This is a genomic window from Gilliamella sp. Lep-s35 (assembly GCF_009795845.1).
Taxonomy (GTDB): domain Bacteria; phylum Pseudomonadota; class Gammaproteobacteria; order Enterobacterales; family Orbaceae; genus Gilliamella.
In genome coordinates this window covers 68220-92229 of sequence record NZ_WTEX01000010.1, presented here as the reverse complement: position 1 = coordinate 92229, position 24010 = coordinate 68220, and the positions used below count along the sequence as shown (strand labels likewise).

20 protein-coding genes are annotated in these 24010 nt (G+C 35.1%); 10 read left to right on the top strand and 10 right to left on the bottom strand.

Annotation, left to right across the window (positions count from 1 at the left end; all coding sequences use genetic code 11):
* Window positions 1-1006 precede the first annotated feature (1006 nt).
* The 5 genes from GQ590_RS06385 to tkt all read left to right on the top strand — a co-directional run bounded on the left by GQ590_RS06385 (window position 1007) and on the right by tkt (window position 7257).
* Window positions 1007-1249 (top strand): FeoA family protein, encoded by a 243-nt coding sequence (locus tag GQ590_RS06385; RefSeq protein WP_081300229.1) that lies wholly within the window; start codon window positions 1007-1009, stop codon window positions 1247-1249.
* Window positions 1246-3567: a Fe(2+) transporter permease subunit FeoB gene (gene feoB, locus GQ590_RS06380; RefSeq protein ID WP_160407399.1), complete on the top strand. Its 2322-nt coding sequence runs from the start codon at window positions 1246-1248 to the stop codon at window positions 3565-3567. Before GQ590_RS06385 ends, feoB begins: the two co-directional genes overlap by 4 nt.
* A 78-nt stretch (window positions 3568-3645) precedes the next feature.
* Window positions 3646-3882 (top strand): FeoC-like transcriptional regulator, encoded by a 237-nt coding sequence (locus GQ590_RS06375; RefSeq protein ID WP_065560571.1) that lies wholly within the window; start codon window positions 3646-3648, stop codon window positions 3880-3882.
* Window positions 3883-4162: 280 nt separating this feature from the next.
* Window positions 4163-5113 carry a transaldolase gene (tal, locus tag GQ590_RS06370; protein WP_160407397.1) on the top strand — a complete coding sequence of 317 codons (951 nt, stop codon included), beginning with the start codon at window positions 4163-4165 and terminating at the stop codon, window positions 5111-5113.
* 137 nt (window positions 5114-5250) lie between these two features.
* Entirely contained in the window at window positions 5251-7257 is a 2007-nt protein-coding gene (gene tkt / locus GQ590_RS06365) for a transketolase (protein ID WP_160407394.1), read from the top strand.
* A gap of 216 nt (window positions 7258-7473) precedes the next feature.
* On the opposite strand, the gene GQ590_RS06360 is transcribed toward tkt, so the two are convergent.
* The 3 genes from GQ590_RS06360 to GQ590_RS06350 all read right to left on the bottom strand — a co-directional run bounded on the left by GQ590_RS06360 (window position 7474) and on the right by GQ590_RS06350 (window position 11444).
* Window positions 7474-8862, bottom strand: a complete 1389-nt coding sequence (locus GQ590_RS06360) for an MATE family efflux transporter (RefSeq protein WP_160407392.1) — start codon at window positions 8860-8862, stop codon at window positions 7474-7476.
* An 8-nt stretch (window positions 8863-8870) separates the two neighbouring features.
* On the bottom strand, window positions 8871-10187 hold the full coding sequence (gene rimO, locus GQ590_RS06355; RefSeq protein ID WP_160407389.1) for a 30S ribosomal protein S12 methylthiotransferase RimO: 1317 nt from the start codon (window positions 10185-10187) through the stop codon (window positions 8871-8873).
* A gap of 333 nt (window positions 10188-10520) precedes the next feature.
* A complete protein-coding gene (locus GQ590_RS06350; RefSeq protein ID WP_160407387.1) occupies window positions 10521-11444 on the bottom strand; it encodes a siderophore ABC transporter substrate-binding protein in 924 nt (307 codons plus the stop codon).
* A 167-nt stretch (window positions 11445-11611) separates the two neighbouring features.
* Between GQ590_RS06350 and GQ590_RS06345 the strand changes: the two genes are divergently transcribed.
* Window positions 11612-13582 carry a TonB-dependent receptor gene (locus GQ590_RS06345; RefSeq protein WP_160407384.1) on the top strand — a complete coding sequence of 657 codons (1971 nt, stop codon included), beginning with the start codon at window positions 11612-11614 and terminating at the stop codon, window positions 13580-13582.
* Between the two features lie 214 nt (window positions 13583-13796).
* Here GQ590_RS06345 and GQ590_RS06340 read toward each other — a convergent pair whose 3' ends face one another.
* The 6 genes from GQ590_RS06340 to GQ590_RS06315 all read right to left on the bottom strand — a co-directional run bounded on the left by GQ590_RS06340 (window position 13797) and on the right by GQ590_RS06315 (window position 18877).
* The gene (locus tag GQ590_RS06340; protein ID WP_160407381.1) at window positions 13797-14768 is read right to left on the bottom strand and encodes a sugar-binding transcriptional regulator; all 972 of its coding nucleotides are present in this window, start codon (window positions 14766-14768) and stop codon (window positions 13797-13799) included.
* Window positions 14769-14887: 119 nt separating this feature from the next.
* Entirely contained in the window at window positions 14888-16132 is a 1245-nt protein-coding gene (locus GQ590_RS06335) for a zinc-binding dehydrogenase (protein WP_160407378.1), read from the bottom strand.
* 134 nt (window positions 16133-16266) lie between these two features.
* Window positions 16267-17097: a mannose/fructose/sorbose PTS transporter subunit IID gene (locus tag GQ590_RS06330; RefSeq protein ID WP_160407375.1), complete on the bottom strand. Its 831-nt coding sequence runs from the start codon at window positions 17095-17097 to the stop codon at window positions 16267-16269.
* Window positions 17098-17114: 17 nt separating this feature from the next.
* A complete protein-coding gene (locus tag GQ590_RS06325; protein WP_160407372.1) occupies window positions 17115-17933 on the bottom strand; it encodes a PTS mannose/fructose/sorbose transporter subunit IIC in 819 nt (272 codons plus the stop codon).
* A gap of 50 nt (window positions 17934-17983) precedes the next feature.
* Window positions 17984-18457 carry a mannose/fructose/sorbose PTS transporter subunit IIB gene (locus tag GQ590_RS06320; RefSeq protein ID WP_065637143.1) on the bottom strand — a complete coding sequence of 158 codons (474 nt, stop codon included), beginning with the start codon at window positions 18455-18457 and terminating at the stop codon, window positions 17984-17986.
* A complete protein-coding gene (locus GQ590_RS06315; RefSeq protein ID WP_160407369.1) occupies window positions 18458-18877 on the bottom strand; it encodes a PTS sugar transporter subunit IIA in 420 nt (139 codons plus the stop codon).
* Between the two features lie 931 nt (window positions 18878-19808).
* Here GQ590_RS06315 and GQ590_RS06310 point away from each other — a divergent pair.
* Complete coding sequence (locus tag GQ590_RS06310; protein WP_160407366.1) at window positions 19809-21179, top strand: hypothetical protein; 1371 nt, start codon at window positions 19809-19811, stop codon at window positions 21177-21179.
* A gap of 514 nt (window positions 21180-21693) precedes the next feature.
* Window positions 21694-22344, top strand: a complete 651-nt coding sequence (locus GQ590_RS06305) for a DUF421 domain-containing protein (RefSeq protein ID WP_160407363.1) — start codon at window positions 21694-21696, stop codon at window positions 22342-22344.
* A gap of 77 nt (window positions 22345-22421) precedes the next feature.
* On the opposite strand, the gene GQ590_RS06300 is transcribed toward GQ590_RS06305, so the two are convergent.
* Window positions 22422-22694, bottom strand: coding sequence for a DksA/TraR family C4-type zinc finger protein (locus GQ590_RS06300; RefSeq protein WP_160407360.1), 273 nt, complete (start codon window positions 22692-22694; stop codon window positions 22422-22424).
* Between the two features lie 182 nt (window positions 22695-22876).
* Between GQ590_RS06300 and msrA the strand changes: the two genes are divergently transcribed.
* Both msrA and GQ590_RS06290 read left to right on the top strand, forming a co-directional pair.
* On the top strand, window positions 22877-23410 hold the full coding sequence (msrA, locus tag GQ590_RS06295; RefSeq protein ID WP_202112902.1) for a peptide-methionine (S)-S-oxide reductase MsrA: 534 nt from the start codon (window positions 22877-22879) through the stop codon (window positions 23408-23410).
* A gap of 15 nt (window positions 23411-23425) precedes the next feature.
* Window positions 23426-23953, top strand: coding sequence for a cytochrome b (locus GQ590_RS06290; RefSeq protein ID WP_160407357.1), 528 nt, complete (start codon window positions 23426-23428; stop codon window positions 23951-23953).
* The last annotated feature ends 57 nt before the right edge of the window (window positions 23954-24010 follow it).

Sequence of the window (24010 nt, the reverse complement as noted above, 5' to 3'; positions counted from 1 at the left end):
CTTCGTTAGGCTACTTGCCTCCCGTTGAATTTAAAAAACACTTACCCCTTAATTTTTTTGTTTGAAAATGTGTTGCCATTCCACACTTCATGATTAAAATAATTCGCTAAAACGCATAAGGCGTTTTTCCTCAAATCGCTTTATACGGTTTAACCGTATAATAAAAATTAAACAAACATTTAAGTTTTCGTTTTCACTCTTTCGAATCGTTAAATATTGGCTGTTTATGCCGCATATCAATTCAAAGTTCATATCACGTTTTCGGCTTTTCCACTGGTTTATGGGCAGGTGATTTTTGCTTGATATACCGGTTATCACACAGTTTATCTAAATAAATCAATATAGTATAGTTTTTGTTAAAAAGTTTCAGGAATGCACTACGTTTATGTATAAAAACAATAAAAATCAAATAGATAATTTCAAGCAGATATTCTCTAGTTTGCTGCATCGTTTCATTTTTAAGTAAAGGTAAACCGTAGGTATCAGTCTGTCGTATTTCGCTCAGAGCGGTTTTGTTATCGCGTTTAGCTTGCCGTCTTAATTTATCTTCAATCGATTTTTCGACTTTAACCAGACGTTTAATTCCCTAACTGATCGTTTTATAACGTTCATTTTTACTGGTTAAAGGCACAAAAAGCTTCAATCGTGCTTTCTTTAGCACGCTATAAATGATTTAGCGACTGACCATAAAGTGTTTAGCCAAATTGGTGGCCGTTATTTTTCTTTTTGATATCAGCGTTCTATCGCTTGTCTGTGATAGGGCGTTAGTTTTGTTTTTTTATGGATATTTATTACAGTGTTTCTCAAATTATTGTAAACAACAAGAGAAATTTCTACAGCATATCTAAGGTTTAATCATTTTTGCGATTTTTTTACTTATTATTTATTGTTATTGAGAATAATTCGCATTTTTAAACTAAAAATAACGTTGATATTTTTTAAAATAAGCATATTTAATTTTATACGATTGCTTTTATCAATATTATCGTCATTTTTAGGAAGCATAATGTCATCTTTTACTCTTAATCAATTACCTTTAGGGCACGAGGCGGTGATTACTCGATTGTTACCCGAATCGTTGCCTTTTCGTCGAAAGTTACTGGCTATGGGGATTACACCCGGCTGCAAGGTTTTGGCTGTGCGAATAGCGCCACTTGGTGATCCGATTGAAATTAAAATGCGAGGTTTTTCGCTTTGTTTACGTCGTAAAGAAGCTCAAGCTATTGAAGTGATGGAGGTGAATGCGTGAAGGTAGCGTTAATTGGTAATCCTAACTGTGGTAAAACCACACTGTTTAATTTGTTGACTGGTGCAAAGCAGCGCGTGGGGAATTGGTCGGGAGTAACGGTTGAGCGTAAAACGGGCGTTTTTTCATATCAACATAAGCAATATGAGGTTGTTGATTTACCTGGTACCTATTCGATCGAGCGTGATCCACTTTGCGTGTCGCAAGATGAGCTTATAGCTCGTCAGTTTGTGTTGTCTGAACGTGATAGCATTATTATCAATATTATCGATGCGACGAATTTACAGCGTAGTTTGTATTTAACTTGCCAGCTAATTGACTTACAACTGCCAATGATTGTGGTTTTGAATATGTGCGATGCACTTAAAGCCATGGGGGAACAGGTTAATGTTGATAGGTTATCAACGTTGCTTGGTTGTCCTGTTGTTGCGATATCTTCCAGCAAAAAAATAGGATTGGCAAGCTTTTATCAACATATTGAAAAATTGGCAAACCATCCACAAGTTGCACAACCGTCGATAGATTTACTGGGTGATGAAGTGCAAGCGGTGATTAATCGCTATATTGAAGAACTGCCAAAAGAGAGTGTGGTGCGTCAGTTTAATCGCTGGCAGTTGATGGATGTGTTATTGGATGATTCTTGTGGTAATTTGCCAAAATCGGATCGTAATATACTAGCAAATTGTCGATTATCGCTAGCAACATGGTGTGATAACGAAATCGATGTGGCACTTGCTAGCGCTCGTTATGACACCATTGATACGATTTGTAAAAAAGTGATTGATAAACCGCGTGAGCTCAATAGTCGGTTTTCTGATTGGTTGGATAATGTAACATTAGGGCGTTTGACGGGCGTTCCCTTCTTTTTATTAGCTATGTATGCCATGTTTATGCTGGCAATTAATGTTGGGTCTGTGTTTGTTGATTTTTTTGATGTGCTTTGTGGCTCGATTTTTGTTGATGGCACGGCTGAATTTCTTCATGCTATCAATGCTCCTAATTGGATTACAGCAATTTTAGCCAATGGCGTTGGTCGGGGCATTCAAACAGTTTCGACTTTTATTCCCGTTATTGGTGCAATGTTTTTTGGGTTGTCATTTTTAGAAGACTCTGGCTACTTAGCGCGTGCTGCAATGGTGGTTGATCGTGTCATGCGCTGTGTTGGTTTACCGGGTAAGGCATTTGTACCCATGTTAGTCGGGTTTGGCTGTGGCGTGCCAGCGATTATGGGCACTCGAACGTTAGAAAGTACACGCGATCGTATTATGTCAATTTGTATGATCCCTTTTATGTCTTGTGGGGCAAGGTTACCTGTGTATGCCTTATTTGCGGCAATATTCTTCCCTAAAAATGCGGCTATTGTGGTGTTTGCTTTATATTTATTGGGTATTGCAGTGGCAATGGTAACGGGGTTTGTTCTTAAATTTACATTATTAAAAGGTCCACTTACGCCATTTATTATGGAAATGCCTGTTTATCGTATTCCAACATTGCGTAGTTTATTAAGTTTGACTTGGCAGCGTTTAAAGTCGTTTATTTTTAGATCTGGTAAGGCTATTGTGTTAATGGTGACAGTGTTAAGTGTGCTTAATTCGTGGGGCAGTGATGGTTCGTTTAAGCATGAAAGTTCGCAAGATTCTGTACTTTCTGTTGTCAGTCAAACCATCACACCAGCTTTTGCACCAATGGGAATTAAACACGATAATTGGCCAGCAACAGTGGGAATTTTTACAGGCATTTTTGCTAAAGAATCGGTCATTGCAACTTTGAATTCGCTTTATTCGATGAATGATGATAGTGAACAAGTTAAGCAATGGAATTTGTCACAAGATATTGACGATGCACTAGCCACAATTCCTAAAAATTTGGTTAGTTTGTCTGATGCGGTTTTGGATCCATTAGGGTTTTCAACGGCTTCGCAAGATATTAATTCACTACAGTCTGACTTAGCGGTAGATTCGACAACCGTTTCACAAATGAAATATGCATTTGGCTCATCTTCAGCAGCGATGAGTTATTTGATTTTTATTTTACTTTATACGCCTTGTGCTGCAGCACTAGGTGCCGTGTATCGTGAGGCTGGCTTTAAATGGACTTTGTTTATAGCCATCTGGACTTTTAGTATAGCGTGGTTAATGGCAACCGTTTATTATCAATTTACATTGCTTGGGCATTCGACTGTGGCAGTTTGGTGGTTGTTGGGATGCGGTACATTTATTGTTGTTGCTTTATCGTCCATGCGTGCTTTTGGGCGATATTTATCTTTTAATCAAGGTATAGTGCCTAATTTATCTGACAATAAAAAAGCAACATGCTGTTAGTAAATTTGCTAGGTTAATGTGTAAAACATCATATAGAGGAAAAATACGCAGGTAACGCCTGCGATTTTAATTATAGCCATGTTAATAACATCAATTCGTGATTATGTGCAGTTAAAAGGTCGTGCATCTTTGCAAGATATTGCACGTCATTTCCGCTTACCAGAAAGTGCTGTTACTCAAATGTTGGCTTTTTGGATTAAGAAGGGGACAATAAAGTTAGTAGAGCAAAATCAACCGCTATTTTGCCAAACAAATCAGTGTCATTCTTGTTCAAGTTGTGACTTAAGCCGTAACATTGAATATATTTGGTGCTAATTATTTTACTGTTTCTCATAGACAATCAATACCAATTTTGTTTTGTGATTCAGTTCACATAATTGAGTTTATTTACACAATAAAAAAAGCCGTAATAAATCGTTCAATGAGCGATTTTATTGCGAAAAAGCCTTATGCTAGTTAACCTTATTCATGTTTTTAGCTATTTGTTTATTACTAACTATACGGTTAGATCTTACTAAATGACAAAGTCGTTTTATTATTGAATAAATGTTATTATACTGCCATTGTAATAAAATGCTGTATGAGGACAAATAGTATGAGTCAATTAGATGAGTTTAAAAAACTAACCGTAGTGGTAGCTGATACTGGTGATATCGATTCGATTAAGCAGTTTTCCCCTGAAGATGCAACAACTAACCCTTCTCTTGTTTTAAAAGCAGCACAACTCCCTCAATATCGTTATTTAATTGATTCTGCCGTGCAAACCGCTAAGAAATTAGGTGGTAGCAAAGAAGAACAATTAGTTAATGCATGCGATCAGGTTGCGGTTAATATTGGCGCCGAGATTTTAAAAAGTGTTCCGGGGCGAATTTCGACCGAAGTTGATGCCCGTATGTCTTTTGATAAACAAGGCTGCATTGAAAAGGCTCGTAAAATCATTGCACTTTATAAAGAAAAGGGCATTGATCAGTCTCGAATTTTAATTAAAATCGCATCAACGTGGGAAGGTATTAAAGCAGCAGAAGTGCTTGAACAAGAAGGTATCAATTGTAATTTAACGTTATTGTTTTCGTTCGCTCAGGCTCGTGCATGTGCTGAAGTGAATGCCTTTTTAATTTCTCCTTTTGTTGGTCGCATTTATGATTGGTATCAAGCTAAAAAGCCAATCGATCCTTATGTCGCTGATGAAGACCCTGGTGTTGTTTCAGTTCGTAATATCTTTAACTATTACAAACAACACGGCTATAAAACCATTGTGATGGGGGCAAGCTTCCGTAAAGTCGATCAAATTTTGGCATTAGCAGGGTGTGATAGATTGACAATTTCGCCTAACTTACTGGCCGAAATGCAACAATCAAATGCGCCTGTTGTACAAAAACTCAACCCAAATCAATCTGTGGTGGCTCGTCCTGCCCCTATGACTGAAGCCGAATTTAGATGGCAACATAATAGTGACGCTATGGCTGTTGAAAAACTCGCTGAAGGTATTCGAGCTTTTGCCGTTGACCAAGGCAAATTAGAAGACATGATTAGCGCATTGTTATAATCATATAAAACAATCGGGGAGTATGCTCCCCATTTTTATACTATTTTCTTTCGTTAATTTAAATAACGATTTTGCAAGTGATGTTAACCTTGCAGGTATTAACAAATTTAAACTCAAAATTTTTTGGAGATGATGACATGAATGCAACCACACTATCTCACCGCGAACTGGCGAATGCGATAAGGGCATTAAGCATGGATGGCGTGCAAAAAGCAAAATCAGGCCATCCTGGTGCGCCAATGGGTATGGCGGATATGGCCGAAGTACTTTGGCGTGGCTTTTTAAAACACAATCCAACCAATCCTAAATGGGCTGATCGTGACCGTTTTGTTTTATCAAATGGCCATGCTTCTATGCTGATCTACAGCCTATTGCATTTAACGGGTTATGATGTGACGATTGATGATCTTAAAAATTTCCGTCAGTTGCATTCAAAAACCGCAGGCCATCCTGAATATGGTTATGTGCCAGGTGTCGAAACAACCACAGGTCCACTTGGGCAAGGTATTGCTAATGCTGTAGGTATGGCAATTGCAGAAAGAACATTGGCGGCACAATTTAATAAAGCAGGTCATACTATTGTTGATCACCATACTTATGTGTTTATGGGCGATGGTTGTATGATGGAAGGGATATCGCACGAAGTGTGTTCATTAGCAGGTACGCTAAAGCTAGGTAAACTAATTGCATTCTATGACGATAATGGAATTTCAATCGACGGTGAGGTAGAAGGTTGGTTTACTGATGATACCGCAAAACGTTTTGAATCTTATGGTTGGCATGTTATTCGTGGTATTGATGGACATGACGCTAAAGCCTTAAAACAAGCGATTGAACAAGCGCAAGCAGTAAGTGACAAACCATCACTACTAATGTGTAAAACGGTAATAGGTTTTGGTTCACCAAATAAAGCAGGCAGTCATGAAAGCCACGGCGCACCATTAGGCGATGCCGAAATTGAAGCAACCCGTAAAGCACTAGGTTGGAATCACCCAGCATTTGATATTCCTAAAGATTATTATGATGCTTGGGATGCCAAAGCAAAAGGTAAACAGCGCGAAGATGAATGGAATGCTCGTTTTGACGCTTATGCTAAAGCTTACCCTGATTTAGCTAAAGAATTTAAACGTCGCGTTAATGGTGATCTGCCAGCAGACTGGTCACAAATTGCTAACGATGTGGTCAATAAACTACAAGCAAACCCTGCAACAATAGCTACTCGTAAAGCATCACAAAATTCAATTGAAGCCTTTGCTCCTGCATTACCTGAGTTTTTAGGTGGTTCAGCAGATTTAGCACCAAGTAACTTAACTATGTGGTCAGGCTCTAAAGAAATTTTAGCTAATGCTGATGGTAACTATATCCATTATGGTGTGCGTGAGTTTGGTATGTCAGCAATCATGAACGGTATTGCTTTACATGGTGGATTTATTCCTTATGGTGCAACATTCTTAATGTTTATGGAGTACGCACGCAATGCCGTTCGTATGGCTGCGTTAATGAAAATCCGTTCATTATTTGTCTATACTCATGATTCAATCGGTTTGGGTGAAGACGGACCAACGCATCAACCCGTCGAGCAAATGGCCAGCTTACGGATGACACCAAATGTCAGCACTTGGCGTCCTTGCGACCAAGTCGAGTCAGCAATTGCTTGGCAATATGCGATTGAACGTAAAGATGGTCCGACAGCATTGATCTTCTCAAGACAAAATCTTAAACAACAAGATCGCACAGCTCATCAATTAGCTGATGTATATCGTGGTGGTTATATCTTAAATGATTGTACAGGTACACCTGAATTAATTATTATCGCGACAGGTTCAGAAGTTGAGCTTGCTGTTGAAGCGTATCAACAATTGACACAAGCGGGTAAAAAAGTACGCGTAGTGTCAATGCCATCAACTGATGCATTTGATAAACAAGATCAAGCTTATAAAGAATCAGTATTACCATCATCAGTATCAGCAAGAATTGCAATTGAAGCGGGTATTAGTGATTACTGGTATAAATATGTAGGGCTTAATGGCAAAGTAATTGGTATGACTAGCTTTGGCGAATCAGGTCCAGCTGATCAATTATTCAAAGAATTTGGCTTTACTGTCGAAAATGTTATTGCTCAGGCAAATAGCTTATTAAAATAGCCAATTTTTGAATCAAATAAAGCCATCCATATTGAACTATTGATGGCTTTTTTCGTTATTTGACCAAACATGAGAATGTAATACAAAAGGTAATACTTTGATTATAAAATCAGATATAAAAAGTGTTAGCCGCAATTGAAACACACCTAACACTTATGTTGTGATTGATTTTTTTAATCTAAAATATTTTGTATGAAATTTAGATTAAAAATTTTATTATCGAGAAGCTCGTTTTAAAATTACCGCCGTTGGTTGTTTTTGTATATAGATCATTCTAGCTATTAATAAAAACGCTGCTACAGCAAGTCCTAAAATAATTCCTATCCAAAAACCTGCAGCTCCCATTGGCTCAGTAATAAAATTGGTCAATCCTAGTATGTAACCAACAGGCAATCCCACAACCCAATATGAAATGAGCGTGATAAAAAAGATGCTTTGAGTATCTTTATAACCACGAAGTACATTACTTGCTACAACTTGTAAATAGTCAGATGCTTGATAGATAGCTAATAAGATAATAAGCTGTAAACAAATGGCAATAACGGTTGCTTCACTGGTAAATAGCGTAATTATTGGCGTTTTAAAAATAACTAAAATTAAAGCGACAATAATAGCTAAAGCCAAGGATATAGCCAAACTGATATAGGCGGTTTGCTTAGCTAATTCTGGCTTGTTGTTACCCAGTAAATAACCAACGCGAATGCTAGTTGCCACACCAAGAGATAACGGTATGGCGAAGGTTAAACTGCTGATAGTAAAAATAATTTGGTGAGCAGCAACGGTTATTGGTCCTAGTGGTGCAATTAATAAAGCGATCACCGCAAATAGGCTCATTTCAAAAAAATAAGCTAGTGCAAGCGGTGTACCTAACAGAATCACTTTTTTGATTATTGCAAAATCAATCAACTTGGTGATTGGCGTTTGTCGAATATCGCGTTGGCTTGGGGAAGTTAATGTGTATATGCGAATCAAAATAAACATCAACCAAAATATAATAGATGCAGTAATACCACAACCAACACCACCAAAAGCAGGAAGGCCTAATTTTCCATAAATTAATATGTAGTTTATCGGAATATTGGCAAGCAGGGCAGTAAATATAATGACCATCGCAGGTTTGGTATTAGATAACCCCTCGCATTGATTACGATAAACTAAGAATAATAAAAATGCGGGTACTCCCCACATAATCGCCCGTAAAAATGACACAGCCACCTCAAACATTTCCGGATCAATCGGGTGATCTGCTGAGCTTCTTAAACTGATTATTTTGTCAGAATGATACAAAATTAACATCATAATGACAGATAAAAACAGCGCAATCACCACGCCTTGTCGCGTGTGTCCTGCGACTTGATCCCGTTTAGCTGCGCCATTTAGATTTGAAATAATGGGGGTTAAAACGGTTAGTAATCCTTGACCAAATAAAATTGTTGGTAACCAAATTGAAACTGCAATAGCCACTCCAGACAGGGCGGTTTTACTATAATTTCCTGCCATAATAGTATCGACAAAAGTGATTGCGGTTTGCGATACTTGCGCAATTAGCACCGGAACTGCCAATTTGACCAGATTTTTTACTTCGTGTTTATAATGTTGTTTCATGGTGTTAATTAACGTTTAACCGTTCCCCATAGATCGTACTCATCGGAATGCTCAATGTTAACCTGAACAATATCACCGACTTTGACTTGGTTTTCTTCGTTTAGATAAACAACGCCATCAATTTCTGGGGCATCAGCCATGCTACGACCTATTGCACCTTCTTCATCAACTTCGTCAATAATAACAGCTAAAGTTTTGCCTATTTTAGCTTGTAATTTTTGCGTTGAGATTTTTTGTTGTAATTGCATAAAGCGATCAAAACGTTCTTGTTTGATTGCTTCAGGAATTTGATCGGCAAGTTTATTGGCTTCAGCTCCTTCTATAGGACTGTATGGAAAGCAGCCAACGCGATCTAATTGCGCTTGTGATAAAAAGTCGAGCAGTAATTCAAAATCTTGTTCTGTTTCACCAGGGTAACCAACAATAAAAGTTGAACGTAGCGTAATATCAGGGCATATTTCTCGCCATTTATGGATGCGTTCTAAGGTTCTTTCAATAGTACCGGGTCGTTTCATTGATTTTAAAACTGCAGGGCTTGCATGTTGTAATGGCACATCTAAATAAGGCAAGATTTTACCATCAGCCATTAATGGAATAAGATTATCAACACTAGGGTAAGGGTACACATAATGCAATCTGACCCAAATACCTAAGTTAGCTAATTGTTCGCAAAGGGTTTGGATATCGGTTTTTAATGGTGTCCCATTCCAAAAATTAGTGCGGTTTTTGACATCGATACCATAAGCTGAAGTATCTTGAGCAATAACCAATAATTCTTTAACGCCACTGTCGGCTAGTCGTTTTGCTTCATCTAAAACATTGCCGATTGGTCGGCTAACCATATCACCACGCAAAGAAGGGATAATACAAAAGGTACAGCGATGATTACAGCCTTCCGAAATTTTAAGATAAGCATAATGTTTTGGTGTTAATTTAACCCCTTGACTTGGAACTAAACTAGTAAAAGGATTATATTCGGGTTTAGGGGCATATTTATTCACATGGCTTAAAACTGCTTCATAGCTATGTGGGCCTGATATTTCAAGAACTTTTGGGTGAACAGTTCTAATTTGATCTTCTTTTGCGCCAAGACAACCGGTGACAATGACTTTACCGTTTTCATTCAATGCTTCACCAATCGCTTCGAGCGATTCTTGCACGGCACTGTCAATAAATCCACAAGTATTAACAATAACCAAATCGGCATTGTCATAGCTAGGTACCACTTGATATCCCTGCGTGCGCAGTTCGGTTAAAATTCGTTCAGAATCAACTAAGTTTTTAGGACAGCCAAGGCTCACAAATCCAATTGTAGGGGGTGACATATTCATAGTATTTATAATAGTGTTTTATATTTAATGAGGTAATGTTTGAGAATTCAATAAACTATATTTGTTAATTGTTATTTACAAATCAAAATGAAGTCACCATTTTATCACATTTCATTATAGTTGATACATCGATTTTATAATTTGAAATTTATATTAATAATGTTTTAACGTAGCTGTTAGATGTCAGCAATGACTTAGGATATAACGAGTAAATTTGAATAAAAAGGCTTATTAGTTGAATGTTGTTGAACAACATAAAATAAAGCCTTTATTGCAAATAAAGGCTTTCAAAAAAATAGGAAGATAAACTTATTAACTAAGCTGATCCTATTTTAATGCATTAGTGACTTCGTCTATTTGACGATTTATGCTTTCAGCACCACCACCTGATAGATACCAAAGATCAGGGGTTAAATAAACAACCTGTGTTTTGCTTTTGTTTAATACTTTTTGTGAAAAAAAGTGCTCAGCCATACCTTGATTACCGATTGCTTTGCTACGATCAACAACAAAAATAATATCAGGTTTTACTGATTTAATGTAATTATCATCAATAAAAATTGGTTTTGGCTTACCTATTGCATTATTTGCTGGTGTAACGGTGAGTGGTACCGCTCGTTTAACGTCTAGTACGTCATGAATCAATGCTGCGCTTGAGCTTGAATTGATAAGGATCATCTTTCCATCATTATGAATAGCAACAATAGCCTTTTTAGCACTGGCTTGAGCCAAGGTTTGTGCACTTTGAATTTTTTTATCTAATGCTTGGATGATATTATCTGCTTTGTTTTCAGTTTCTGTCATTTTTGCTAGCACTTGAATATGATTTTTGGTTGATTCAACGTAATTTTTAACATCAACACTTAAATTAATGACAGGGGCAATTTTTGATAAATCTTCAGCCTTACTTGCTTGGCGACCATCAATAATAATCAGATCGGGTTTAGTTTGTTTAATTGCATTAATATCAGGCTCTTTCATATTGCCAGTATCGGCAATCGATGTCTTATTAAATTGTTGTAAGTAAGATGGTGTTACTGATCGTGGAATAGCTGTAACGATCGAACCTTTACCTAATGCATCTAACGTATCTAATGCGCCATAATTCATTACCACCACTTTTTTAGGCGTTTTGGGTACGACTACGGTTTGATTATCCGTCGTTATATTCATGGTTGATGATTGGCATCCGGTTAAGCCTAGCACAATGACGGCAATACTACTCAAAAGTAACTTTTTTTTAGTGTTCATATAGGTTCCCTCATTTTATTTACAAATGATAATCATTATTATTTGTAAAAATAAAAAAGTCCAGTAATAAATAATTTTTAAAGATATTGATAATCATTCTCATATAGTGTAATGTGCTATAGATTTTAAAACAATAAATATCATTATAAATAATGGGGTTATAATAAATGAAAACAAAAAAGAAGTTTAAATTGACAAAACATGTCATCAATACGGGCATTTTGTTGTCATTATCAAGTGCTGCTATAGCGGCTAGCAATTCAGATACTGATACGATGGTTGTGACTGCATCGGGATTTTCTCAGCAAGTAAAAGAAGCGCCAGCGACTATTTCGGTCATCACGCCTAAAGAAATCGAAAATAAACCTTATCGTGATGTGACTGATGCGTTAAAAGATATCCCTGGTGTAAATATTACAGGAGGAGGGGATTCTACTGATATTAGTATTCGCGGGATGGATGCTAAATATACTTTAATATTAGTTGATGGTAAAAAAATTAGCACCCGTGAAACAAGACCAAATAGCGATAACTCAGGTTTTGAACAAGGATGGTTGCCACCATTAACTGCTATTGAGCGTATCGAAGTGGTACGAGGCCCAATGTCATCGTTATATGGTTCTGACGCAATGGGGGGTGTTATCAATATCATCACCAAAAAAGTATCTGATAAATGGCATGGTGGTGTACGTTTAGAATCGGTCATACCATATCGCTCGGCAGAAAAAAACACCTACACAGGCAGTTTTTCAGCTTTAGGCCCATTGATTGATGATATCTTAGGTATCCAACTTTATGGACAGTATTCAAAACGTCACGAAGATGAATTCCTGAGCGGTCATGCAGGGCAAAAATTACGTAGCTTAAATGGTAAATTATCTTTAAATGCCTCTGAAACACAAAAATTTGATCTCGATTTTGGGCGAGCTTTACAAAATAGTAACGCAACTGCAGGTAAAACACGAGATAAATCTAGAAGTGATTTTAATAGGGATAATAGGCGAAATACCTTTGCGCTAACACATAATGGTTTATTTGACGATGTATCAACAACTTCATTTGTTGCTTATGAAGGTAATAATAACCCTAAAAGACAGATGAAAATTCGTAATACTGATGTTGATACCCGCGTGACTATTCCATTTAGTATTAACATGCTGACTTTAGGCGGAAAATATAATTATCAAGAGTTACATGACAAAGGAAATCAACTAAAAACGACATTATCTAAAATTGATCGTTGGAATTATGCATTATTTGGCGAAGATGAGTTACGTATTTTAGAAAATTGGAGTTTAACATTAGGGTTACGTTATAACAAAGATGAAAATTATGGTAGTAACTGGAACCCTAGGGTTTACAGTGTTTGGAATATTGATGATAGCTTCACCTTAAAAGGTGGTTATTCAACCGGTTATGCCACACCACAATTACGTTATGTTGTAACTGACTGGGGTCAAGTAACTGGAGGCGGATATTCAGATGGTGTAATCATTGGAAATCCAAATTTAAAACCTGAAAAATCCGATAATTTTGAAGTTGGTGTTGGTTACACCAATGACTATGGTATTGATGCTTCGGCAACTGCATTTTACACAAAATATAAAGATAAAATTCAATCCTATTATATCTGTGATCGTAAAAGTGGTAGAAAATGTTTGTTGAACGGTTACAGTAGAAAATTTGACTTTATACAAGGCCGTGAGAATGTGGGTAAAGCCGATTTTAAAGGTCTTGAGCTTTCATTCAAAACACCTTTATTTACTGATTTTTTATTAAGTTCTAACTATTCTTGGACCAAAACTGAACAAAAAAGCGGTCAATATAAAGGACGATCTTTAAACCGTACACCTAAACAAAAATTCAACACCCAACTTGATTGGTATGCTTCGCAGCAATGGGATTTATGGGTTAAAATGGCTTATTATGGTATGGAATCATCAAACAACCGTAATGGTACAAAAGTTGAATACCCAGGCTATACTTTCTGGGATATCGGTGCATCTTATCAAGTACATAAACAAGCTAAGGTTTATGCTGGTGTTTATAATTTATTTGATAAAAATGTCTCTAATGAAGATTTTGGTAAAACATTAGAAGGTCGACGTTATTTTGTTGGTACCGAAGTTAATTTCTAATAAAAAAATACATTATTTTAAATTATTATTCTAAGGCAGCTTTAATATAGCTGCTTTTTTTATAAAATTATTCAATTTAATAAATTCAATATATCTGCAGAAAATTCTAGCATAATTTGCGCACGTTACAGTATTTTCTTAAATTACTGTAAACAATGCGATGAATTTCTGTACATACTTTCAATAAAAGTAAGGTATTTATTCTGTTTAAAACTTAGTCGATTAATTGAGTGGCAATTTCATCACTAATTACTAATATGTCGATATAATGTGCATTTAATGCCGCTTTTAAACTATTTATTTTTTCGACGTCACCACTTGCACATATTTTTAGAGGAATTTTTTTAAGATTATCTAATGTGACGCCAATAATTTGATTACAAAATGGTGTCTTTAACTCAGTTCCTTTGTTATCAAAAAAGTGCGATAGAATATCCCCGACAATTTTTTTATTGGCAATCGTTTGGAATAATTCTCCGTAAAAACCATACCAAATAGAGCTTTTAGATATAGCTGGGCAACCGATACTAAATAAAGCTACTGTGATCTTACTCCACCAATTTTCTAGCTCTTTCATGTGCTGAGTTTTCCCTATTTCTATTTTTAATTGTTCGGTATCAACAATAGCAGGATAATCAATTAGTATTGCTTGGCTATTTAATTTGTTCGAAAGGTTATAAGCGATATTATTAACGTGATATTTTGTTTCAATTTTGCCAGACGGCCCACCAATCATGGGGACAACGGTAACATTGTTCAACTTAGTATTGTCATTTTTTAAATTGCTAACAATATAATTAACGGTTCTTCCCCATGAAATGCCAATGACATCGTTATCATGAATATTTTTTATTAATACATTTGCCGCAACATTACAGACAATTTGATTCTTGCTGTCATTATTAATATTTTGATTGACAGGTACAACAATAACTTGTTTTAAATTAAATTTATTAACAATTTTTTCTTCTAATGCAATATTAGGTAGTAAATCGTAATTAATTGAGATAGAAACAATGCCTAGTTCACGTATAACTTTTAGCATTCGACTAATGCTTGATCTGTGTATATTGACGATTTTAGCTATTTCAGATTGAGTTTTATTTTCTTCATAATAGAGTTGAGCTATTTTTATTAATAATTTGTGTTGCTCAAAATCGTAGTTACCAACGTTATTATTGATCATGGCTATTTTATTTTATCAGTCATTGTTATTAAAAATTACTATTTGTTTTTAAGAATATCAAGATGCCATTGATAATAACTCTTATTATGGCATCTTGATGTTGTTAAAGTATATCAAAATTAAGACTCAATATCAGGAAAATCATTTAATACTAAATTTTCGGCTTCTTTTGACCAAATACCATGACTTTTATTTAATATTTTCTTCAATGCTACATCATCAGCACTATCTGTTAGAGATTCTAAACTTTTAAGTCCAAACCGTTTGTGAGTGTAGACTAGTTTTTTTCCACCTTTAATTTTATCTTGTAATTGAGTTATTTCGCAGGCTTGATCAATTCCCATTATATGTGAAACAATCTTAGCAACATCAACCTTTCCTGATTCAATTAGTTTAACAGCTAAGCGCATGTCATCAGTATTTCCTCCTGATGTTCCTACAATATGTGTAAAATTATAATGTACATTATAAAAATTAATTTCGGCTTCAAAATTCTTATCTTGTGGGCCTGCAAAGAAATTTAGACAACCGTCAAATGCCAATAATTGTGATGCTAAATGAATTAACTCTTTTGATGGTAAAAAAATAAAGATATCATCAAAACTATTTTTTGAAGCTTTACTTTTCAATAGAGGCAATTGATCTTCATTATCAGATATATCAACAAATTCAAGTTCAACCCCATTGCGTGATTGGTATAATGTTTTTAGATGTGTTATTTTTTCTTTATTTCGCCCTGTGACAACCACTTTATTCGGTTTGATTGGCCCATTTAAAGCATAGTCTATTGCAAGCATACCCATAGGACCTGTTCCCCCTAATATGAGCAATTCTCCATTAGGTTTTATCCCCATAATATGATCATAACTATTTGGTTTTAAATGATAGTTAGCATTAAAAGCACCAATGATACAGGATAAAGGTTCGATTAAAGCTCCTTCAAAATAAGTTTTTCCATCATAAGGAATTAAACAATCTTGCTTTAATACGTCGTGATTAACTATCATGTAGGTTGCACATCCACCTGTATTAGGATACGAGTAACCAACACAATAAGGGCTATTAGCTAGCTGTAAATTAGCTTGTATGACATATTTTTGCCCTTCTTTAAATTTATGTTGCCAATTTTTACCTACTTGCAAAATATCACCGCAACACTCATGCCCAATAATGATTGGATTGTTTTTTAAATCTGGTGGTGTTTTTTTATGATTTTCTCCTTGATTTACTAGCTTTAGTGAAGACATACACATGCTGTCAACAATAACAGATACCAACACTTCATCGTCAGTGATAGGTGGAAGTTCAAAAGATTCTAATTTAAGATCATTTTTCCCATATAATCTAACGGCTTGAGTTTTCATATATTCCTCTTTAGTAAATTAAATTTGATACAAATTTATACTCAATATTGCTTACCTTGTCATACTGATAGTTGTAAGGAAAAATATTAATAACAACTTTTTTAATTATATTTTTTATGATTTTTATTTGTATTTTAAGCTAGAATACCTAAACCATAGCCGATAATACCTACGGTAAATAATATAAAAATTAAAATAATTGGACTGACCTTTTTTCTAAGTAATTTCATCATTAACAATGTTAAACCTAGCGGTAGTAAACCAGGCACAAGATCGTTGAGTATACCTTGTACTGTCATAATGATTTCATTACCATTTGTATCGGTAGTTTTAGATACCACTAAAGGTACATTTATTGAGGTCCATTTTGTCACCAATACTCCCATAATAAATAAACCAAGAATGGAAGCACCTTCTGTCAGTTTAGGCAAGATACTACCAGAAAGATCTTTAACAATACCGATTCCTTTTGATAACCCATAGGTTAACCCATACCATTTCATGGCAAGTCTAACTAAATTGAACAAAATAAAAAATAATAATGGACCGGCGATATTGCCAGTGAGGGCTAAAGATGCACCAAGTGCTGCAGTAATAGGGCGTAATGTTCCCCATACAAGCGGATCGCCTACGCCAGCTAAAGGCCCCATTAATCCAATTTTGAGGCTATTGATTGTTCCATCATTAATTGGCGCGCCATTTGCTTTTGCTTCTTCCATTGCTATAGTGACACCAAGCACAGGGCCACACATCGCAGGCGTTGTATTAAAAAAGGATAAATGCCTTTTTAATGCTTGGCGTTGTTCATCTTTAGTATGATAAACTCGTTTAATTGTTGGAATCATATCGACACAAAAAGCAAGCGCATGAATACGTTCATAATTAAAAGAAGCTTGTTGAAAATTAGAACGAATAAAGGTGCTAATTACATCTTTTTTTTGAACAGTTTTTAACATATCTTTCATAATAAAATTCCTATAGATTAATCTTCTAACTCATCATCACTGATCACTTGATTGGTATTTGCCATCGAATTTATAAATTTGCCATTGTTTTGTATTACATTGAATTTTGGATTTAATTGAACATAAATAATGGCCATAATTACGCCTAAAATACCGAATGAAAGTAAACTAAAATTTAGATATCCACCTAAGACAAAGCCTAAATAGAAAAATGGTGCCAAGTATTTAACAATCATCATGTTTAATACCATTGCATAACCGACGACAACAATAAATCCCCCCGCCACTGAAAGCCCACCGGTGACAATATCGGGTAGCATATTTAATAAAGCTTGAACGGTGTTTGCATCAACATAAATGGCAACAAGCGTGGCAGGGATTGAAACTCTTAATGCTTGCACAAAAAGCGCACTAAAATGAAGCAGTTCAATTTTTCGAAACTGAACCTTTTCTGCTGCTTTATCTGCTTCATGCTGAAATATTACGGTAATGGTTCTTGCAAAAACAGTTAATATTTGTCCTGCTGCTGCAACAGGAAGAGCTATGGCTATTCCTGTTTGGATATCTTGTTTTCCTACAACAACCAATATTGTCGATATCACACTAGCCAATGCGGAATCTGGAGATTGGGCTGCCCCTATATTCATCCAACCCAATGCTATGAGCTCAAGTGTACCGCCTAAAATGATACCTGTTTTTACGTCACCTAATATTAAGCCTACTACGGTACATGCAATTAATGGACGATGTGTTTGAAATTCATCAAGTACACTTCCCATTCCAGCGATACACGAGAAAATAAAAATGAACATGATTTGAAGTATTGAAATGTCCATGTTTTCCTCCTATTCTTCTTTTGTTGTGTTGGTTAATATGGAAAATTTTGTTAAAGAAGTTTAATAAAATCGACATTTGGATCAGTAATGACGACTTTTAAGCATAAGTTGATGCCCATTTCATGCATTTTTTTGAATGCAGATATATCGTTTTCATCAACAGAAACCGCTTTGGTAATTTGTTTTTTCCCTTCTTTAAATGACATGCCTCCTATGTTGACTTCTTTAATAGGAACACCTGCATTGATTAATCGCAAAACATCGGTTGGATTGGTAAAAAGATAAAAAACAGTGTCAGTGGCATATTTAGGGTTTTTATAGACCGCAGCGGCTTTATCAATACTAATCACCGACACTTTAATTCCAGGAGGTGCTGCTTGTTTAACTAATGTTGAACGTATTTCATCGTTAGCAACCTCATCACTAACAATAATAATTCTTTCTGCTTTGGCTTCTTTTGTCCAAACGGTAGTAACTTGTCCATGAATCAATCTATCGTCAATGCGAACTAAATTTATGATCATTTATAACTCCTCCTCTGTAGAGACATTTTTAGACAACAACTTGAAAGATTTAATAAAATCTAATTTAACTTCATCGAGTTGTTCAAATACGTTTTCAGTGTTGATAAAAGAGAAATCGAGATTTAGTAACTCAAGGCAAAGTGGCATAGATAACCCACTAATTACTTCGATATTACCTAATTGCATAGCTAGAATGGTGGCAGCGTTATAAGGGCTACCTGAGAATATATCAGTGATAATAATGAACTGTTTCGATTCTGATTTGTTAATAATTTTTAGATATTTATCTTTCAGGTTATCGATGCTATCTCCTGGTTCAAAAGTTATCGCATGCAAATTAGTGTATTTTCCTGCAATCATTTCAATGCTATTTTTCATTTCATACGCAAATTTTCCGTGTCCAGCCAAAATAATATTCATTTAACACCTCTCACAAATTCTCTTTGTTAATCACAAATGTTTATTTAAATTTATATTCACATATTCTCAAAGTAAATCACTAATGTGAAAAATTGTGATGTAGATTGGATTTTTTATAAAAATGAGTAGAAAGAAGTTTCTATCTTTAAAAAAATAATGAGATGCAGAAAATGCCAGTGTTGTTTACAGTATTTAAAAAGCTACTTATAACAGCGAAAGACTTGATAAAACTTCAAATAACACAAAACCCTTTGAATAATAAAATAATATTAAATAGGCAATATTATTTTTTATGTAAGCTGTGTACTTACTATCTATGGGAAATTTAAAAAATTGTTTAATTTTCAGATTCTGTTTTTTGTAAAAAATATTCAGGATTCTATACCGTTTGGTGATAAATTGAAATTTTGCAGTATCTATTTGTTAAAACTTACTGCTCAATCGTATTGAGCAAAAATTTACAAAACCGACTTGCTCGCACAAACAAATAGGAAAGCTCAAAGTGTGATACGAACTTTAATGGATGTATAGCATAATCAGTCAACATTTAACTATTAAAAATATAAAAAACAAAATGTTATGTTATTTTCCTGCTTTTATAATACAATCCGCCCACAAAGCCATTTTTGGGAAACATTTTATGAGTTTTTAGCCGATTATTTTAATCATCGAGTATAAATAACTCGCTGTTTTCTTGAAATTAATTTTATTTATATTCAAAATATTTTTAGCTAAAGGGTAGCAAAAATGTTTATAAAAAGTTACACTTTCGCGGATTTTAAAAATCAACTTATCAAATAAGTTAGTAAATATAAGTATAAATATTAGGTTAAATATAATGCAGTATCACATTAGAAAAATTTTTACACCAGTTCCGTTTTTATCTTCAAGATTGCCTTTCAAGTTATCATCAAAAATTCTGTTAAGGTTAATGCCACTGTTACTATTACCATATTCATTGGGGTTACAAGCATTATCAGCCAGTACCATGAATGTTATTCAAGGTACTGAACCGTATTTAACGTTTGATGGGGGAAAAACTAAAGTAACTACAACTGATGGCTTATTAAGTATCATATTATCCGATGGTGCCGCTATCACGCCAACAACTAATGAATCATCACCATCAAACCCGATAGAACTACCGAATGAAAACGATACTTTCGCTAATGTTGAAATGATAATACCCACCTCAACCAACTCAATCAATTTAAATGATTTAATAACGAGTAATAACTATTGGGGAGATGACGATGGCGATGGATTGGATGTCGGTGGTATAACCGCATCAGGAAATGTAACACTGACCATCACAGATAAAAATAACAAAACAGTAAAGCGTAACGATCCGTTAAGTATTTGTAATGCACCTTATAAAGTAGAGTTAAGTAGTTTAGGGGGAAGTTTAAGTACTCGTTACGGTATACCAAACATTAGCACTTTTACAGGAGGTAAGGAAGTTTATTACATCAATCCGAAGGTATTGCCTACTATCTGTTTTGTAAGACCAAGCCTACGATATGGCAGTAAATTTGACAATAATTGGAGAGTAGATTTTGCTGGGCCCGATACTATATGGAATGCAGATAAAGGATTTATCCTACAGTCAACCGGTTCTAAAGCATACGATAGTCATTTTCCGACCACGGGGGCTAATGGATTATATTTTGATTTAGACATAGCAGGCACTGATGCAAGTCAATTAACATGGTCACCAGTCACGGCCGGAGGGATAACTGCTACTATAACAAATGCAACAAGTACTAGTGTGCGCATTACTCTAACCGGCCCCGAAGCAAAAGATCGATGGAATGATGTTATCCCTGCCGGCATTACTGTACCAAATTTACCACAAACGTTTGAGTTAGTAGGAAAAGATAACAGCGGTAATGCTGTATTAAAATATGGATTTCAGTTACAGAAGTGGTTTGTAAATCGAGGCTCTATAATCGATGTTCCTTCAGGGCAAGCAAGTTGGTGCAAGGGTTTGGGCTATCGTCTTCCACAGGTAAAAGACCTAACTAATGCAGTCTGTTCTGGTCCAAATGTAACCCGCCAGTGCCAAGGCTCTGTTGGAGCTACACCTTCCTCGGAGGGTAATCATTATCAGCGTCAAATAGGTGCGGGGTTATTCACTGAGTGGGGCGCTATGGGCAGTTATCCAGGTAGTAATTTCGCTAACGCTGGTTATTTGACGAGTGATGCTACAGATATCCAACGGTTCAATGTATACTCATATAGTGGTGCTGTGCACAGCTACGGAATGAATTTTAAGGACTATGGGGTTTGTGTTACACCTTAATTTTTAATTCTTAGTCCATGTAGAACTTATATTCTTATTGTGGACTATTTATCAAAGAGCGAAGCTTTCTTATAGAAAGCTTCAAGTCGATAAGTTTTGACACTTTTTGTTATTCTACATCACACAAGATCCCAAAATTCCAAACTTGCTAACAAACTTTTTTATCAGAAAATACATTCTTAAAATATTATCTATTTTATTTATAGGCCAATTTTTCTGCTTTTAGGAGCAAATAATTTTACAATTAATTTGTTAAGCCCCATTTTCTTGGCAAAAATTTGGAGTAGAATAAGGCTATTGACTTTTCTAACTCGTCTTACCATTGGTTCTTAAACTGTACCAAAAATAGTAATAAAAACAAAACGCTATTTTATTAACATTTAGTTAAAGCTTAATTAAAACAAAAGTTATACCGATTTTTAGATAAATTGTTATCCGTTGCAAATCAAAAGTATTATTGAACTTTGTATTTGCGCTTGTCGTTCAACATATGATGTTTGGCTTGGAGGAAAAAATGTATTTATTAGAAATGACACCAAAATTTTTATTAGCTTTATTTATTTTACTTATTTATGTGAAATTATCAGGAAAAAGTCAAATTGCACCAATGTCACAGCTTGATCAGGTCGGTAGCATGGTCATTGGTGCGTTAGTTGGGGGGGCATTACTTAGCCCGACAGTATCACCTTGGGAAGCCGCTGGGTTAGTTGCAATTTGGGCGGGTTTGCTTGTTTTAATTCGATTTGTCAAATCTAAAAACTCACGTTTGCGTGACACAATTGATGGTAAACCAATCCAATTAGTTAAAAATGGTCATTTAATAACCGAAAATTTTATTAAAGCAAACTTACCAGTAAGGGATTTTGAAACGTTAGTTAATGTTCAAGGTATTCCTTCATTTGGTGAATTAAAAGAAGTATGGTATGAACTAAATGGCTCTTTAACGGTTATTAAAAAAGGTGAAAAAGATATCGCCTTGCTTATTATCGAAAATGGTGGCATTAGTCATGATAATCTTGAGCAACTTGAGAAAGATGAAGATTGGGTTAAACGCGAGATCAGCAAACAAGGTTACGAAAAAATAGAGGATATTTTTTGTGCTGAATGGTTTGATAATAAATTAATTATTTACCCTTATGATTCGGTTGCCGAAGGTAAAAAATAGTTATTATTTTTTACCTTAAACGTAATATTCTTAAATGGGTGGTTAGTGACCACCCAATTTATAGATACAACCCGCTATTAACGAAGTTGGCTATCTTTACTACCGCGACGATTATATAAGCTAAATGCTTTAGCCGTTTGCTTATCAATTTCTTGCTGACAACTTAAACAGTATTGCACACCTGGTAAGGCTTGCCTTCGTGCTTCGGCAATAAGATCGCCACATTCAACGCAAAAATGTGCGCTTGCTATGCCGTGATGGAGTTGTCGCCTTGCATTTGTAATAGCATCGGTAATGGTACTATCGATTTGTTGATTAACAGCATCGTCAGATGTCCATCCACTAGCCATAATCAATTCCTCTATAATGAAAATAGTTGTTAAACAACATGGTGTTTTTTTATTCTTTTTCAAGTAATATGCTTGCTAGTAGCATGACATTTTAATGTGAATGATAAAACCTGTATTAGGCAATAGGTGGAGCGATATTTAAACATTATAAAATCATAAACTTATAAACTCGTGAGGTTATTATGCAACAATATGAACAAGCAACATTTGCAGGCGGTTGTTTTTGGTGTATGGTAAAACCCTTTGATCAGTATGAGGGGGTGATTAATGTGGTGTCGGGATATACAGGAGGAGATGTTGCTAATCCAACTTATCAGCAAGTTTGTGCCGGTAATACGGGGCATACCGAAGCGATACAAATCACATTTGATCCTAAAATAATTAGTTATAAAAAGCTCCTTGATATCTTTTGGCATCAGATTGATCCTACTGATTCAGAAGGTCAATTTGCTGATAGAGGGGATTCTTATCGTCCTGCTATTTTTTACCATAACGAATTTCAACATAAATTGGCATTAGCATCTAAACAAGCTTTACAAGACAGTGGCCACTTTGATAAGCCAATTAAGGTAGCTATTGAACCAGCATCTACTTTTTATTTGGCTGAAGATTATCATCAAAATTATTACCTTAAACAGCCACAACATTATCAACGATATTACCAATTATCAGGGCGATCTCATTTTTTATCTGAGCATTGGTCAAAAAACAAATAGAAGGATGACTTAATCATGCAAAACTACCCACAATACAGTAGTAAACAAAAATGGATCCATTGGTTAACACTTATGCTGATTGTGTGCACCTATTTATTGGTTTTTTTAAAAGTAACTTTATCACCCTATTTAGGTGGTATGTTTAATATTTATTTATTCCATAAATCATTTGGTGTGCTGATTTTTGGCATAACACTTTGGCGCTTTATTGTCATTAAACAAGATGGTGTGCCTGATGTGTTGCCAAAATCACAAAAACGACAACGAATTTTGTCAAAATCGGTACAAGGTTTTATTTACATTTTACTGATTATTGTGCCACTTTCTGGTTATTTAATGAGTAGTCACCCACTGAATTTTTTTGGTGTTATCTCCATCCCTGCTATTGATATGCCAAATAAAGCTTATCAGTTATTTCATCAAGCCCATCAAGTCAGTGCCTATTTATTGATAGCTTTACTTATTGTACATATAGCTGGTGCTTTATTTCATTATTTTTGGATTAAAGATAAAGTATTACAGTCAATGTTAAAATGTGATTGATCAGCATAAATAAAACAAACAACATGAAATAACAAAAGGTGACTTATGGATAATACA

Bases quoted from the DNA above. Each gene is read 5' to 3' on its own strand.
- GQ590_RS06385 (WP_081300229.1), top strand. From the start codon at position 1,007: ATGTCATCTTTTACTCTTAATCAATTACCTTTAGGGCACGAGGCGGTG.
- GQ590_RS06375 (WP_065560571.1), top strand. From the start codon at position 3,646: ATGTTAATAACATCAATTCGTGATTATGTGCAGTTAAAAGGTCGTGCA.
- tal (WP_160407397.1), top strand. From the start codon at position 4,163: ATGAGTCAATTAGATGAGTTTAAAAAACTAACCGTAGTGGTAGCTGAT.
- tkt (WP_160407394.1), top strand. From the start codon at position 5,251: ATGAATGCAACCACACTATCTCACCGCGAACTGGCGAATGCGATAAGG.
- GQ590_RS06360 (WP_160407392.1), bottom strand. From the start codon at position 8,862: ATGAAACAACATTATAAACACGAAGTAAAAAATCTGGTCAAATTGGCA.
- rimO (WP_160407389.1), bottom strand. From the start codon at position 10,187: ATGTCACCCCCTACAATTGGATTTGTGAGCCTTGGCTGTCCTAAAAAC.
- GQ590_RS06350 (WP_160407387.1), bottom strand. From the start codon at position 11,444: ATGAACACTAAAAAAAAGTTACTTTTGAGTAGTATTGCCGTCATTGTG.
- GQ590_RS06345 (WP_160407384.1), top strand. From the start codon at position 11,612: ATGAAAACAAAAAAGAAGTTTAAATTGACAAAACATGTCATCAATACG.
- GQ590_RS06340 (WP_160407381.1), bottom strand. From the start codon at position 14,768: ATGATCAATAATAACGTTGGTAACTACGATTTTGAGCAACACAAATTA.
- GQ590_RS06335 (WP_160407378.1), bottom strand. From the start codon at position 16,132: ATGAAAACTCAAGCCGTTAGATTATATGGGAAAAATGATCTTAAATTA.
- GQ590_RS06330 (WP_160407375.1), bottom strand. From the start codon at position 17,097: ATGAAAGATATGTTAAAAACTGTTCAAAAAAAAGATGTAATTAGCACC.
- GQ590_RS06325 (WP_160407372.1), bottom strand. From the start codon at position 17,933: ATGGACATTTCAATACTTCAAATCATGTTCATTTTTATTTTCTCGTGT.
- GQ590_RS06320 (WP_065637143.1), bottom strand. From the start codon at position 18,457: ATGATCATAAATTTAGTTCGCATTGACGATAGATTGATTCATGGACAA.
- GQ590_RS06315 (WP_160407369.1), bottom strand. From the start codon at position 18,877: ATGAATATTATTTTGGCTGGACACGGAAAATTTGCGTATGAAATGAAA.
- GQ590_RS06310 (WP_160407366.1), top strand. From the start codon at position 19,809: ATGCCACTGTTACTATTACCATATTCATTGGGGTTACAAGCATTATCA.
- GQ590_RS06305 (WP_160407363.1), top strand. From the start codon at position 21,694: ATGTATTTATTAGAAATGACACCAAAATTTTTATTAGCTTTATTTATT.
- GQ590_RS06300 (WP_160407360.1), bottom strand. From the start codon at position 22,694: ATGGCTAGTGGATGGACATCTGACGATGCTGTTAATCAACAAATCGAT.
- msrA (WP_202112902.1), top strand. From the start codon at position 22,877: ATGCAACAATATGAACAAGCAACATTTGCAGGCGGTTGTTTTTGGTGT.
- GQ590_RS06290 (WP_160407357.1), top strand. From the start codon at position 23,426: ATGCAAAACTACCCACAATACAGTAGTAAACAAAAATGGATCCATTGG.